The following is a 14,077-nucleotide window of genomic DNA, read 5'->3' as shown; positions in this document are numbered from 1 at the left end:
GGTCAATTCTATAGAAATTACATAATTACCTTTAATAAAAATCAGAATGCACTAAACTGCATTCTGATTTCCTTTCAACCTATTAATTAAAAAGTGACAACCATATTTGACACTTTTTACTCGAATGGCCTCTCTCGTTCCTCCTAGATTTAATTTCTCCACTCTAGTAGGTTGTCCTTTTATCGACAAGCCCATATAGACTGTTCCAACTGGATTCCCCTCAAGTTCATCCGGCCCCGCAACTCCTGTAAAACTAATACCAATATCTGCGTTCATTAAGATAGCAATATTTTCAGCAAGCTCCTGTGCACATTGACGACTTACTACACCCATTTCTTCTATTGTTTCTCTTCGGACCTTTAAAACCGTTTCTTTCACTTCGTTTGTATAACAAACAACACCGCCCTTAAGAAGCACACCTGCACCAGGGACTGCCGTAAATTCCTGTTGGAACATTCCGCCTGTTAAACTTTCTGCACAAGCAATGGTTAATTTCTGTTCTTTTATTTGTTTTATTAACTCATGCATAAGGGAGGTTTCATCATATCCATAGAAGTATTCACCAACACGTGAGAGAATCTGCTCTTCTGTCTCCCCTAATAAAGATAGGGCCGTTTCCATTTGCTTATGCTTAGCCGTTAACCTTAACGTTACTTCTCCATCAGACGCGAGTGGAGCAATCGTTGGATTACTCTGAGCATCAATTAAGTCCTCAATTTCAGTTTCTAGCATCGCTTCTCCAATGCCAAAAAACCTTAAAACCCGAGAAACAATTACATCATCCTCTTTCAGTAATGTCCGTATCGCCTGATAGCCATATTTCAAAAACATTGGCTCCATTTCTTTCGGAGGTCCTGGGAGAAGCATATATTTATTTTTCTCTGTGTCTAGCAGCATACCAGGTGCCATTCCATGCTCATTCGGGAAAATATGCGCATCTTCTAGAACAATTGCCTGCTTTTTATTGTTTTCTGTCATTTGCCGCTTTGTTCTTTCAAAATAAAGCTTAATCGAATGAAGCGCCTCTTCGTTCATAATCAGTTGTTTATTTACATGCTTTGCGATTGTTTCCTTTGTTAAATCATCTTTTGTCGGGCCTAAGCCACCTGTGAAAATAAGGATATCTGAACGTTTCTCAGCAATTTCTATTGCTTCCTTTAATCGATCTGGGTTATCGCCTACACAAGTATGATAGAACACATTAACCCCTAATTCGGCAAGCTGCTGTGATAAAAACCGAGCATTCGTATTAATAATTTGACCTAATAATAGCTCAGAGCCTACAGCAATTATTTCTGCATTCATTATGCCACCTCATTTGTATATGATCATTCTACGCCTAAATGGCATTAAAGCTCTAAACTTAAAAGGGTAGATAATAAAGATTCATTCAACTTCATCGGATTGGTGAAATTATTTAGATTCAATAAAGGCACCTTTATTTTTTGCGAAATAATCCCAGCCAGACCAAACAGTAAATATTAATGCAATCCATAGAGCGATGTCATCAAATGGAACGGCTATCATTTCAAATATAATATTATGTAAAAGGAGAGCAGATATTGCAACGATTTGTGCCCAAGTTTTTATTTTTCCTAGTTGATTCGCTGCAACCACTTCCCCGCCGCCTGCTAGAATAAGTCGCAGGCCAGTTACAGCAAATTCGCGACTAATAATAATAATCACAATCCATGATGGGGCAAACCCAAGCTCCACTAAAACAATTAACGCTGCAGATACTAGCAGCTTGTCCGCAAGTGGATCGAGAAATTTCCCAAGATTCGTAACAAGATTATATTTTCTTGCGAAATGTCCGTCTACCCAATCTGTTGCAGCAGCAATAATAAAAATCAATGCACCAAGTAGATGTGTAACAGGAAGGGTTGTTCCGAGTAATGAAACATCTCCCCAAGAAACTGGTACGAGCATAATTAGTAAAAAGATTGGGATTAAACAAATTCTTGAAACCGTAATTTTATTTGGCAGATTCATGATTTACCTCCAATAATGTAATAACACGAAAAATAGTCATCATTTGATGACTATTCGTTGTTCTGTAAAAAGCGAATGGTAATATTTTGCGTAACAGACTGGGATGGTGGAATCGCATACTCCACTTTTTCATCATTTACATAAATCTCAGTTTCTGTCGATTTACCAATGACAATTCTTGCCTCAATCTCTTTAGAGAAATCGATCGTTTGGTTTTCACCATTGTTTAACGTGCCTTGGAAAAAGGATGTGCCTTTCCCATTTAAAATATTCACCCATGTCGCTCCAGTAGAGACAACCTTTAATTCAAACTGTTCGGTATTCTTCAATTCATATACGGACTTTTTTCCGCTTGTTTCTGCTTCTACAACAGAAATTTCTTGTTTTGGTGTATTTATTTCATCTTCAGTATTTTCGTCTATTTGCTCCTCTTCTTCTCCAGTTACTTTCTCTTCCTCAGGTTCTTCCTCTGGCTCATCGGTAAATTTATCAGATTCCTCAATCTTTACCGGATCACTGGTCACAGGATCTTGTTGATCTTTTGTTTTTTCTCCCCCACTACCTCTTTGCGAAAAAATATAAAAAACAACGACTACACCTATTATTAATATAGCAATTAATACTTTCGGGAGTATGTCAAAAACCTTAGAAGGACTTGTAGCAATATTCTTTCGTGACTGTACTCTTGATAACTTTTCAGGAATATCATCATTTATAGATGAAGGGATATCCTCCTTAAACTGTTCAAAAATTTCTTCTGGTTCAATTCCAACCGCTTCCGCATATTGCTTAATAAATGCCCTAACATAAAACTTTCCAGGCATCATGCTATAATTTCCTTCTTCAATGCCTATTAAATATCGTTTTTGAATCTTTGTTGCTGTTTGCAAATCATCAAGACTCATGTTTTTTGCCAAGCGAGCTTCTTTTAATCGATTACCCAGCTCTGTCAATTTACAACACCTTCCAACTCACTTAAAAATCAAAGCCCCCAAATTCAGATTCGGAAAACATCCTACTCTTATCAACGATATCATAAACAATTTCTTCTTCTGGATCATGGCGAAGTTCAATAATATAATCAAAATCGTCAATTGAGTACTGTGTGTTTTCAACAAATATATCGGGATGCTCCACCACTTTAGTAGCAGGTAAACTCATTATTTCACGCACTAGCTGCCAATGGCGCTCATTTGCACGTCGAGATGAAACAATTCCATCAATGATAAATAAATTATTTTCATTGTATTCATCTTGAATTAGCTGACTGCGGATTGTTTGTTTTAAAAGCGTAGAAGAAACAAACAGCCATCGTTTATTTGCACAAACACTTGAGGCAACAATTGACTCTGTTTTCCCTACACGTGGCATCCCTCTAATCCCTATTAGCTTGTGCCCTTCCTGCTTAAATAATTCTGCCATAAAGTCAACTAATAGTCCAAGCTCATCTCTTACAAACCTGAAAGTCTTTTTATCATCAGCATCTTGCTGTATGTATCTTCCGTGACGAACAGCCAAACGATCCCTTAATTTAGGCTCGCGAAGTTTTATTAATCTTATTGTATCCATTGTATGTAAAATTGACTCCAAACGAACAATTTGTTCATCGTCTTTCGCTAATATTAATAATCCTCTTCGTCCTTGCTCTACCCCATTAATTGTAACAATATTTATTGATAGCATTCCAAGTAGAGAAGAAATATCACCAAGCAACCCTGGTCGGTTCTTTGTAATTTCATATTCTAGATACCACTCTTTTTTACTCATAAAAAACCTCCTATACCCGTTGCCTACCGAATTTCTTTGCCACTTATATCATAAATGATTTCCTTTAAAGATGAAAGGAAAACCAATGCAAAATTTGCCATTTTAAAGAGAAAAATGAAAATACGGATATCAGTCTCAAAGACAACACAAAATAGTCCTGCCCAAAAAGGGGTCCCTCATATTCTAAATACAAGAACAAATGCGCAGGCGCCTAAGGTCCCGCCGTATAAAGTGGATAACTGCCCCTCTCGATAAAGGAAATACGGTGAGCGATAGTGATACCGATGTTGACGCAATCATTGCGGAGCAGTACTGAAGTTTGATAGGCGATAGGGCCGATGCTGGACGCAGTCTAAACTACTCATAAAGTTATACATAATGCGTGATTTTATAGTTTTCTAAGCAATTAAAAAAGAGAGGATTATCCTCTCTTTTTTAGACCATTAATTTATTTGTTTGTCCCATTATCATCCACAAGCTTAACCATCATACTTGCAATCGCCTGCTGCTCATCCTTGCTTGCAACAGACCAGAGATCAGCAAGAATTTTCTCTTGCTCATTTTTTGGTTCAACTTGTTTAGCTAAATAATCTCCAATTTGAAAAGCAAGATTATTCACCGTGTCATTACTCATTCCTTGCTGTTGTCCTTGATCGAGACGATCACCAAGGAAATCTTTCCACTGTTGCCAATTATCAAGTACAGACATGAAATATGATCCTCCTTTATAAACAATGTTGTACATCATTGTACATTGTTATTGTGGATTGCTTGAAGGGAAAATATGCATGTCTTTTTATCTATTGATTGAATTACATATACCAGCCACCATTCACACCTAATACTTGTCCGGTTATATAAGAGGCTTGATCAGACAGAAGAAAAGAAACGGAGTCAGCGATATCTTCTGGTGTAGCAAGTCTTCCCATTGGGATTTCATTTTTTATCTCCTCAAGCTCCTCAAATGAAAAGTCTTCCATCATTGCCGTTTGTACAGCTCCTGGAGAGACTGTGTTCACACGAATTCCATTAAGTGCTACTTCCTTACTTAATGCTTTTACAAACGCAATTTGAGCCCCTTTAACGGTTGAGTAGGCAACCTCACAAGCTGCACCCGTTTGTCCCCAAATCGATGATATGACTATGATATTTCCCTTTTTCTTTGTTAGCATTTTTGGCAATAATTCTTTCGTAAGCAGCAGCGGGGCTTTAACATGAAGACTAATTAAGTGATCTAACACATCATCAGTCAAATCATATAAAAGTCCATAATGACTTGTTCCGCTATTATGAATGATGCCATCAAGTGAAAATATTTGACTTGCTGCTTTTTTAACTCCTCTTTTTGAAGAAAGATCTGCCTGAACCGGTATGTACTCTCCACCAAATGATTGAAGAGCTTCTAAAAGCTGTTCAATCGCTTTTTTGTTTTGATGATAATGCAAATACAAGGAATATCCTTGTTCAGCTAATTTCATCGCAATCGCACTGCCAATTCCCCCACTTGCTCCAGTAATTAAGATAAACTTTTTCACAAACCATTCCCCCAATAAGAAAAGCACAAGACGAACAGGCTAGAAAGGAAAGTCTATCCCCTTCTGGACCGTTCGACTTGTGGCCACAAAGTGATCGCTTGTTTTGCTTTTTGTAAATAAATTCCTACCTTTTCGGCACGACCTGACATACAGTGAAGCGTTCTTCAGACAACAGCTCGCCCGCTGCTTTTTCGATATCCTCAAGCGTAATGCTTTCAAGTGTTGGAACAACATCGAATAAATTCATTTCATTGAAGGCATATCTCGTAAATTGATTCGCAATATATTCAGGTGAATTGACTGCACGAAGAAAAGCACCGATTTTTTTCTTCTTTGTCCGCTCAAGACTTTCAGTTGTAATTGTTCCTTTTGCTCCGAGAAGAATCCCTTTTAACACTTCTGCAAGCCGGTCTGGATCACTTGTATCTCCTCCGACCATCGCAAATCCAAAACCGTTCTCCTGTGTATAATCGAATGAGAAAGTCTCATCAATTAGTCCATCATTATACAATGTACTGAAATGATCTGAGCTTTTTCCAAATAAAATATCAAGCATCACATTTAAGCTTAATTCTGTCTTCATCATTTCCTTGCCCGTTTGATTTACATTCACGGCTTTAATGCCAACTAAGCATTTGGAAGTCTGGACGTTCATTTGTAATACTTGTTTTTTCTCCGCAACTATTTGTGGTTCTTCTTCAAATATCCGTTTGATTTCAGGAAGCTCCTTATATTCCTTCAAAGCTTGGTTATCCTTAACCAGTTTCATAATTTCTTGCTGATCCACTGGTCCAACAATGAATAATAACATATTACTCGGATGGTAGAACGTATGGTAACACTCATAAAGCATATCCTTCGTTATGTGGGAGATTGACTCTATCGTGCCAGCAATATCAATCTTTACCGGGTGATTTTTATACATATTCTGAATAAGTCCAAAATATAGACGCCAATCTGGATTGTCATCATACATCGTAATTTCTTGTCCGATGATGCCCTTTTCCTTTTCAACCGTTTTTTCTGTAAAATAAGGCTCTTGAACGAAATCAATTAATGTTTCAAGATTCTTTTCCACATTAGACGTGCTGGAGAATAAATAGGCTGTTCTAGTAAAAGATGTAAAAGCATTTGCTGAAGCCCCTTGCTTACTGAACTGCTGAAAAACATCCCCGTCTTCCTTTTCAAATAGCTTATGCTCTAGAAAATGAGCAATGCCATCAGGAACTTGGACTTCCTCTTTTCCAGGAGGAGAAAAATGATTATCTACAGAACCATACTTCGTTGTAAAGGTCGCGTATGTTTTGTTAAATCCTTTTTTCGGCAATACATACACATCAAGTCCATTGCTCAGTTTTTCATAATACATTTCTTCCTGAAGCTGATCAAATAGGATCTTTTCCATTCTATAGCTCCTCCTTTCCTGTTAAAAAGTAAATCGTATCTAAATTCACTTTTTTAGCAACAGCCATTACATCTTCCTTTTTAACCTGATCCATTTTGTCCATCCATTCTTGAAGGGAGATATCCTTTCGGGAAACGACATTATGGTAAAGTACTTCAACCATTCCCCTTGATGTATCCACCGTTTCAAGCAGTTGATTTTTTATTACCGCTTTCGTTTGGTTCATCTCTTCTTCTGTAAAGTCACCTTTTATCATTGCTTCCATTTGTTCATGAATGATACGAACAGCCTCTTCATAATTTTTATTATCAATCCCAGACATAACCATCATTAATCCTTTATGGCTTTCAAGGCGACTTGTTACATAATAGGCTAGACTCGCTTTTTCCCTTACATTAAGAAAGAGCTTCGAATGAGAGAATCCACCGAAAATCCCATTAAAAATTTGCAGAGCGTAATAATCATCATCTCCATAAAGGATATTTGTCCGGTAGCCAATATTTAATTTTCCCTGTTTGACATCCTGCTGTTCTTTGACTTCATGCACATTTCTCTTTTCATGATTAACAGACGCTTCAATCACTTGCGGCTTGCGGTCGTCAAATGGCAAAAGCTGCTCTGCAATGGCTTTCACTTCATCTTCCTTTACATCACCGATCACATAGAGATCTAATTCATCCGTTTTTAATGCCTGCAAATAATACTCATATAATTGTTCAGCCGTTATCGGTTCAACCGCTTCCATTTCCCCATGAACATGTAAAGAATAGGATTCATCTTTACACATTTCTTGAACAAGACGATAATTGGAATATCGCATTTTATCATCATACACAGACTGAATTCTTTGTTTTAATGTTCTTTTCTCATTTTCAACTGTTACTTTATTAAAGGCATGGTTATTTAAGTTAGGCTTTAACAAAATTTCCGTTAAAAACTCAAATCCTTTCTTTAATAAAGGAGTAGGATCTGTCAAAAACTTTTCATTCGCCATTTCTAAAGAGAAACTTATAATGTGGAACTCGCCTTTTTTTGCTAAATCAACAAAAAAACTAGCTCCGTAAAGCTCATCCAAATACGAACGGAGTTTCCCAGTTGTTGGGTACTTCTCACTATTGCTTTGAAGAACATATGGCAAAAGCGCTCGTAAAGTTACATCTTCTTTTGTTAAAGGCGCTTTCATTTTCCACACAATCGTATTTGTCTTATATTTGTCTGTGTTCACAATATGAAGTTTATAGCCGTTTATTGCTTGAACTGATTCTGAAATAATACCCATCTTTTTCCTCCTCATAGTCATACGTATTCACAAAACTTAAATTGACAAGCAAGGATGTATACAGTATGTATCTTCTCCAAATGTTATTTTCTACAATATCCTTTAAAATAAATCATATTCTAACTATAACTTGCCCTATTTCTACTTTTCAAGTGATAAGAAAAGTAGAGACGCCTTGGGGCTCCGTACAAACTCGATAGGCTTTAAATCAAAGCCCATAGAAAAAATGCCCTCCTTCAATATGAAAGAGAGCATTTTTATTAACGACTGCCTTTAATATACGGGACGCCAGATGCTTTTGGTGCATCAGCACGGCCGATAAATCCAGTTAATGCAAGGATTGTCAGTACATATGGCGCAGCTAGTAAATATACATTTGGAATGTTCTCTAGGAACGGCAAGCTTGAACCAATAATACTTAAACTTTGGGCGAAACCAAAGAATAAAGCCGCACCCATCGCACCAAGTGGATGCCATTTACCAAAGATCATCGCTGCTAATGCCATGAATCCTTGTCCACTAATTGTCGAATGACTAAAGTCAGATGTAATGGACTGCGCGTAAATTCCACCGCCAATTCCGCCTAAGGCACCCGATAAAATGACAGCAATATAACGAATTCTTGTTACATTAATCCCCATTGTATCAGCTGCCATTGGGTGTTCACCAACCGAACGAAGCCTTAAACCAAATGGCGTTTTGAAAATAACATACCAGGCAATAATAGCCACAATAATTGCCACATAAGAAGTATAGTATGTGTTAGAGAAAAATATTTTCCCTATAATTGGAATATCACTAAGAAGCGGAATATCTACTTTACTAAAGCCTTTTTGAATAATGTCTGTTTGCCCTTTATCATAGATAAATTTCACAAGGAATAAAGAGACCCCGACTGCTAATAAGTTAATCGCAACCCCCGAAACCGTTTGGTCTGCTCTAAATGTAATAGAAGCAACAGCATGGATAACAGAGAAAAGTCCGCCAATTACCATCGCAGCCAATAAAGATACCCAAGGAGTCATTTCCCCAAACACATGCGCAAATGTCAGGTTAAAAACGATAGCTGTAAATGCACCAATAACCATTAATCCTTCTAGTCCGATATTAACAACACCAGACCGTTCTGAAAAAGTACCGCCAAGTGCTGTGAAAATAAGCGGTGCTGCCCATAGCATTGTTGAAGGGATAACAATTGATAGAATATCCATTAAACTCACTTACTTCGCCCCCTTTTTGCCAATACGATCAATAAAGATTCGGATCATATAACTTGCAGCTACAAAGAAAACGATTAATGCAATAATGATATCGACTAGTTCATTTGGTACACCTGCTTCAAGCGGCATATTCAATGCACCAACTTTTAAAGAACCAAATAGAATCGCAGCTAAAACAATACCAATTGGCGTATTACCACCAAGCAATGCAACGGCAATCCCGTCGAAACCAACACCTGTAAATCCACCACTAATGGATTGATAGCCAAATGTTCCTAAGCCTTCCATTGCTCCAGCAAGACCAGCGAATGCTCCAGAAATAACCATCGATAAAATGATGTTAGATTTTACATTCATACCTGCGTACTCAGAAGCATGCTGATTAAAGCCAACTGCCTTCAATTCATAGCCTCTAGATGTTTTTTCTAGAATAAACCACATAATAATTACACAGATAAGTGCCACGATGATTCCCCAATGTAATCGAGAATAATCTGTCAGTCCTTCAAGAAATGGCGAGCGGAGTGAAGCTGATGCATATATATCAGCAGTCCTATCACTCTTATTAGAAAGTACTGTACGGATCACATGGTTCACTACATGAAGTGCAACATAGTTCATCATAATTGTAACAATTACTTCATGAACACGAAATTTTGCTTTTAATAAGCCAGGGATAAATGCCCAAAGCGCACCTGCTACAGCAGCTGCTAAAACAGCTAATGGCAAATGAATCACTTTAGGTAGTTCAAATGCAACCCCTACCCATACAGCGGCAAGCCAGCCAACAAGTAATTGGCCTTCTACCCCAATATTGAAAAGCCCCGTTTTAAAGGCAAATCCAACTGCAAGACCTGCAAGAATATATGGTGTAATTTGACGAATTGTTTCCCCAGTGTAATAAATATCACCAAATGCACCATCCCAAAGTGCAATAAATGCTGCACCGGCATCATAGCCTGTTACTAACATGATGATCGTACCAACAATGATTCCCAATAGAACGGCTAAAACCGGCACAATAATATTTTTCATTCGACTAGACATCTACTTACTCACCTGCTTCCTTCCGTGTAGAACCGGCCATTAATAATCCTAATTCCTGTTCAGTCGTCTCTTTCGGATCAACGATAGCAACGATTTGCCCCTCATAAATAACTGCAATACGATCACTAACATTCATAATTTCATCAAGTTCAAATGATAATAGTAGAACCGCTTTTCCATTATCTCGCTGCTCAATTAAGCGTTTATGAATAAATTCGATTGCCCCTACATCAAGTCCGCGTGTAGGCTGTGCTGCAATTAGTAAATCTGGATTACGATCCACTTCACGACCGATAATTGCCTTCTGCTGATTCCCACCTGATAAAGCTCTCGCAGGTGTAAATTCGCTAGGAGTCCGCACATCATATTCAGCAATTAAGCCTTTTGCCTTTTTGTAAATTTCTTTATAATTCAAAATTCCACCTTTTGAAAAAGGCTTTTGGTAATAGGTCTGAAGAACCATATTTTCACCAATAGGAAAGTCTAGAACAAGTCCATGCTTATGACGATCCTGCGGAATATGACTGACACCAGATTCTGTCACTTTACGTGGCGAAAAATTACGGATTTCCTTTCCATTTAATTGAATTGAACCGCTCTCAGTCTTTCTCAAGCCTGTAATCGCCTCTATTAACTCGGTTTGTCCGTTGCCGTCAACCCCTGCAATACCAACGATTTCTCCAGCTTTAACTGTAAGGTTTAACCCATTAATAGCTGGCAGCCCACGAGAATCTTTCACTTTTAGGTCATTAATTTCCAAAACATCCTGTTTCGGATTAGCACCTATTTTTTCCGTTTTAAAAGTAACTTCACGACCGACCATTAAGCTAGCTAACTCATTTGGATTCGTTTCACTAACATTAACCGTTCCAATCCCAACACCTTTGCGGATAACGGTTACACGATCACACACTTCCATAATTTCCTTTAACTTATGGGTAATTAATATAATGGATTTTCCTTCTTTTATCAGTGTCTTCATAATTTGAATCAACTCATGAATTTCCTGCGGAGTGAGAACAGCTGTTGGTTCATCGAAGATTAAAATCTCTGCTCCTCGATAAAGCGTTTTTAAAATCTCAACACGCTGCTGCATCCCAACAGAAATATCTTGAATTTTCGCTTTTGGATCAACAGCCAGTCCATATTTTTCGGATATTTCCGCTACCTTTTTCTCAGCTGTCTTTAAATCGATCTTCCCGCCTTTTGTCACTTCATTCCCTAAAATGATGTTTTCTGTTACAGTAAATGGATCAACAAGCATAAAATGCTGATGTACCATTCCAATTCCAAGGTCATTTGCAATATTCGGGTTTGTGATTTTCACAGACTTCCCTTTTACACGGATCTCACCCTTTTCTGGCTGATATAATCCGAAAAGGACGTTCATAAGTGTCGATTTACCTGCCCCATTTTCACCGAGCAAAGCATGGATTTCCCCTTTTTCCAACTGTAATGTAATATTATCATTCGCTACAATGCCAGGGAATTCTTTACGGATACCTAGCATCTCAATTACATATTCCATTTTTTCACTCCTTTAATCGTAAGGACATTTTTAGTAGTAAGAGGTCAGACTTTTAATTTTCAAAAAATAAGTTATAGATGAACTCTATAATATTTTTAACATATACAGGTCTGTATTTGATAAAACCTAAGTGAAAGGTTGAATAATTTCAACACTTCAATTAAGTTATCAAGGCTGATAGATTAACAGACTCTTATTATGTTGTCACTTTGATATTTGTTTAAAAAAGGAATAAGGGGTCCATCCTGCAACCCGCTTATTCCATTTTCATTTTTATTTCAAATTTGATTATTCTGCTTTGAAATTAGCTAACTCATCGATTGTACCAGGAACAGTAATGTCACCATTCTTGATTTTTTCTGTCCATTCTTTTACAGCCGTTTCGATGTCAGCTTTTGTAGTTACTTCATCGTTAATTGGTGCTAAGCTCACACCGTCTTCAGCTAAACCATAAACAATTGTTTCTCCGCCAGGGAAGTTTCCATCCATTGACTTTTTAGAAATATCTTGAACAGCGTGAGAAACACCTTTCATTGCAGATGTAATGATTACATTATGTTCTTTGCCGTCAATTTCAACAATACCTTCTGCAGATTGATCAGAGTCAACACCGATTGCCCAAATTTCTCTAGCTGGATCTTTTTTCTTAAGGTCTTTTGCTTCTGTAAATAAGCCATTACCAGTACCACCAGCAGCATGGAAAATTACATCTGCGCCTGAAGAGTACATTTGTGCAGCAGTTGCTTTACCAAGGTCCGCTTTGTCAAATGCGCCAGTATAATGTACATCTACTTTGATATCAGGATTTACAGCTTGGATACCTGCAAGGAAGCCTGCTTCGAAACGCTCGATAACTGGGCTTTCCATTCCACCGATAAAGCCAATATGATTTGTTTTTGTTGTTTTAGCAGCAGCTACTCCAGCAAGGAATGCAGCTTCTTGCTCTTTAAATAATACGCTTACAACGTTTGGTTGCTCAACAACGTCATCAATGATCCCAAAATGAACATCTGTTTGTTGTTTTGAAATTGTTTCAACATCTGCTTTTAATTTAAAGCCAATTCCAAAAATTAGTGAGAAATCTTCACGAGCAAGCTTGTTAAGGTTTGTTGCATAATCTGCATCTGATTTAGACTGAAGGTAGTCATATCCGCCTTTACCTTGATCAAGTCCATTATCAGCACCGAATGCTTTAATCCCTTCCCATGCTGATTGGTTGAATGATTTATCATCAACTCCACCAACATCTGTAACCATTGCTACTGAGAATGCGCTTTCTTTTTCTCCCTCAGTTGCAGTGCCTTCTTCTTTATCATCATTATTTCCGCAAGCACCTAGAATTGTTCCAGCAGCTAGTGCTAGGGACAAAACTAAACCAAATTTACGTTTTTTCAAAATATGTACCCCCTAATAGTTTTTAATTCTGAAAGTAGAAAACTTATAGTTCCGAATTTTTTTGATCCTTGCCTTAGAAATTAATTCTCTTTCTAAGAACCTGGAAGCTAAATTTATCGGCTCTAAAGTAATTGACTGAATACAGAATCGGTTCATCCATTTCATCGAAATGCATTTGCTTTAAAACAAGCAAAGCTGTTTCTGGATCGCATTCCAGAATAGGAGAAACTTTGTCATGATAGCCAATTGGCTCAATAGTCGTAACAGCATACGTAATCTTACGGCTCGCTTCAATTTCTAAAATATTAAAAATTGATTCTTGCTCATGTGAAAACGTATCTGCAAGGATTCTATCAGGTACTTTGTCAATACAATATACGACAGGCTCCCCATTTGCCGTCCTTACTCTTTCAATTACGACAATCTCTTCATCCATGGAACATGAGAAACGGCGAATATCCTCTTCTGTTGGTCCTGTTGTTGATGAGCTCATGAAAATAGTCCCGGGTTTCATTCCTGCTTGTAATATCATATCAGTAACACTGCTCAGCTGTTCAATTCCTGAAGTAAACAGCGGCTTTGCATTTACAAAGGTACCCACTCCATGACGACGAATGATAACGTTTTCTTCTTCAAGAATACGAAGAGCTTCTCGGAGTGTAGCTCGGCTTACCCCAAGCTGTTTAGCAAGATCAAATTCAGAAGGAAGCTTCTCTCTTTCTTTGTAATTTCCTTTTTCGATATCTTGCTTTAAATGGTCAATTACTTGTAAATATAAATGCCGGTTATCTGACTTAATAGACATGCAAGTTCCTCCAACCAATTTTCTAAAGCAGACATCAGACCTCTGATGTTCAATCATTCCTACTAATCGAAAATACTATAACACTTTTTACCCAAGAATGAAAT

At 37.6% G+C, this 14,077-nt stretch carries 13 protein-coding genes; all 13 read right to left on the bottom strand.

The window, feature by feature from the left end:
• Nucleotides 1-51: 51 nt before the first annotated feature.
• Nucleotides 52-1,305, bottom strand: a complete 1,254-nt coding sequence (locus J2Z40_RS03710) for a competence/damage-inducible protein A (RefSeq protein WP_066393752.1) — start codon at nucleotides 1,303-1,305, stop codon at nucleotides 52-54.
• Between the two features lie 108 nt (nucleotides 1,306-1,413).
• Nucleotides 1,414-1,992 (bottom strand): CDP-diacylglycerol--glycerol-3-phosphate 3-phosphatidyltransferase, encoded by a 579-nt coding sequence (gene pgsA, locus J2Z40_RS03705; protein WP_066393750.1) that lies wholly within the window; start codon nucleotides 1,990-1,992, stop codon nucleotides 1,414-1,416.
• 50 nt (nucleotides 1,993-2,042) lie between these two features.
• Nucleotides 2,043-2,945 carry a helix-turn-helix domain-containing protein gene (locus tag J2Z40_RS03700; protein ID WP_066393748.1) on the bottom strand — a complete coding sequence of 301 codons (903 nt, stop codon included), beginning with the start codon at nucleotides 2,943-2,945 and terminating at the stop codon, nucleotides 2,043-2,045.
• 22 nt (nucleotides 2,946-2,967) lie between these two features.
• The gene (locus J2Z40_RS03695) at nucleotides 2,968-3,759 is read right to left on the bottom strand and encodes a DUF3388 domain-containing protein (protein ID WP_066393746.1); all 792 of its coding nucleotides are present in this window, start codon (nucleotides 3,757-3,759) and stop codon (nucleotides 2,968-2,970) included.
• A gap of 448 nt (nucleotides 3,760-4,207) precedes the next feature.
• On the bottom strand, nucleotides 4,208-4,468 hold the full coding sequence (locus J2Z40_RS03690) for a DUF3243 domain-containing protein (protein WP_066393744.1): 261 nt from the start codon (nucleotides 4,466-4,468) through the stop codon (nucleotides 4,208-4,210).
• Nucleotides 4,469-4,571: 103 nt separating this feature from the next.
• Nucleotides 4,572-5,294: an elongation factor P 5-aminopentanone reductase gene (gene ymfI, locus J2Z40_RS03685; protein ID WP_066393743.1), complete on the bottom strand. Its 723-nt coding sequence runs from the start codon at nucleotides 5,292-5,294 to the stop codon at nucleotides 4,572-4,574.
• Between the two features lie 124 nt (nucleotides 5,295-5,418).
• A complete protein-coding gene (gene yfmH / locus J2Z40_RS03680) occupies nucleotides 5,419-6,699 on the bottom strand; it encodes an EF-P 5-aminopentanol modification-associated protein YfmH (protein WP_066393742.1) in 1,281 nt (426 codons plus the stop codon).
• 1 nt (nucleotide 6,700) lies between these two features.
• Nucleotides 6,701-7,978 carry an EF-P 5-aminopentanol modification-associated protein YfmF gene (gene yfmF, locus J2Z40_RS03675; protein ID WP_066393740.1) on the bottom strand — a complete coding sequence of 426 codons (1,278 nt, stop codon included), beginning with the start codon at nucleotides 7,976-7,978 and terminating at the stop codon, nucleotides 6,701-6,703.
• A gap of 260 nt (nucleotides 7,979-8,238) precedes the next feature.
• On the bottom strand, nucleotides 8,239-9,198 hold the full coding sequence (locus J2Z40_RS03670; protein WP_066393738.1) for an ABC transporter permease subunit: 960 nt from the start codon (nucleotides 9,196-9,198) through the stop codon (nucleotides 8,239-8,241).
• On the bottom strand, nucleotides 9,199-10,245 hold the full coding sequence (locus tag J2Z40_RS03665) for an ABC transporter permease (protein WP_066393729.1): 1,047 nt from the start codon (nucleotides 10,243-10,245) through the stop codon (nucleotides 9,199-9,201). It lies immediately after the preceding gene.
• A gap of 4 nt (nucleotides 10,246-10,249) precedes the next feature.
• The gene (locus J2Z40_RS03660) at nucleotides 10,250-11,773 is read right to left on the bottom strand and encodes an ABC transporter ATP-binding protein (protein ID WP_066393727.1); all 1,524 of its coding nucleotides are present in this window, start codon (nucleotides 11,771-11,773) and stop codon (nucleotides 10,250-10,252) included.
• A 288-nt stretch (nucleotides 11,774-12,061) separates the two neighbouring features.
• Nucleotides 12,062-13,168 carry a BMP family lipoprotein gene (locus J2Z40_RS03655; protein WP_066393726.1) on the bottom strand — a complete coding sequence of 369 codons (1,107 nt, stop codon included), beginning with the start codon at nucleotides 13,166-13,168 and terminating at the stop codon, nucleotides 12,062-12,064.
• Nucleotides 13,169-13,241: 73 nt separating this feature from the next.
• Nucleotides 13,242-13,973, bottom strand: coding sequence for a GntR family transcriptional regulator (locus J2Z40_RS03650; protein ID WP_066393719.1), 732 nt, complete (start codon nucleotides 13,971-13,973; stop codon nucleotides 13,242-13,244).
• Between the last annotated feature and the right edge of the window lie 104 nt (nucleotides 13,974-14,077).

Source organism: Cytobacillus eiseniae, from assembly GCF_017874625.1.
GTDB classification, from domain to species: Bacteria; Bacillota; Bacilli; order Bacillales; family Cytobacillaceae; genus Cytobacillus; species Cytobacillus eiseniae.
The sequence above is the reverse complement of the archived record's forward strand: the minus strand, read 5'-3'. Positions and strand labels throughout refer to the sequence as shown.

Bases quoted from the DNA above. Each gene is read 5' to 3' on its own strand.
- pgsA (WP_066393750.1), bottom strand. From the start codon at position 1,992: ATGAATCTGCCAAATAAAATTACGGTTTCAAGAATTTGTTTAATCCCA.
- J2Z40_RS03650 (WP_066393719.1), bottom strand. From the start codon at position 13,973: ATGTCTATTAAGTCAGATAACCGGCATTTATATTTACAAGTAATTGAC.
- yfmF (WP_066393740.1), bottom strand. From the start codon at position 7,978: ATGGGTATTATTTCAGAATCAGTTCAAGCAATAAACGGCTATAAACTT.
- J2Z40_RS03665 (WP_066393729.1), bottom strand. From the start codon at position 10,245: ATGTCTAGTCGAATGAAAAATATTATTGTGCCGGTTTTAGCCGTTCTA.
- J2Z40_RS03660 (WP_066393727.1), bottom strand. From the start codon at position 11,773: ATGGAATATGTAATTGAGATGCTAGGTATCCGTAAAGAATTCCCTGGC.
- J2Z40_RS03695 (WP_066393746.1), bottom strand. From the start codon at position 3,759: ATGAGTAAAAAAGAGTGGTATCTAGAATATGAAATTACAAAGAACCGA.
- J2Z40_RS03690 (WP_066393744.1), bottom strand. From the start codon at position 4,468: ATGTCTGTACTTGATAATTGGCAACAGTGGAAAGATTTCCTTGGTGAT.
- J2Z40_RS03710 (WP_066393752.1), bottom strand. From the start codon at position 1,305: ATGAATGCAGAAATAATTGCTGTAGGCTCTGAGCTATTATTAGGTCAA.
- yfmH (WP_066393742.1), bottom strand. From the start codon at position 6,699: ATGGAAAAGATCCTATTTGATCAGCTTCAGGAAGAAATGTATTATGAA.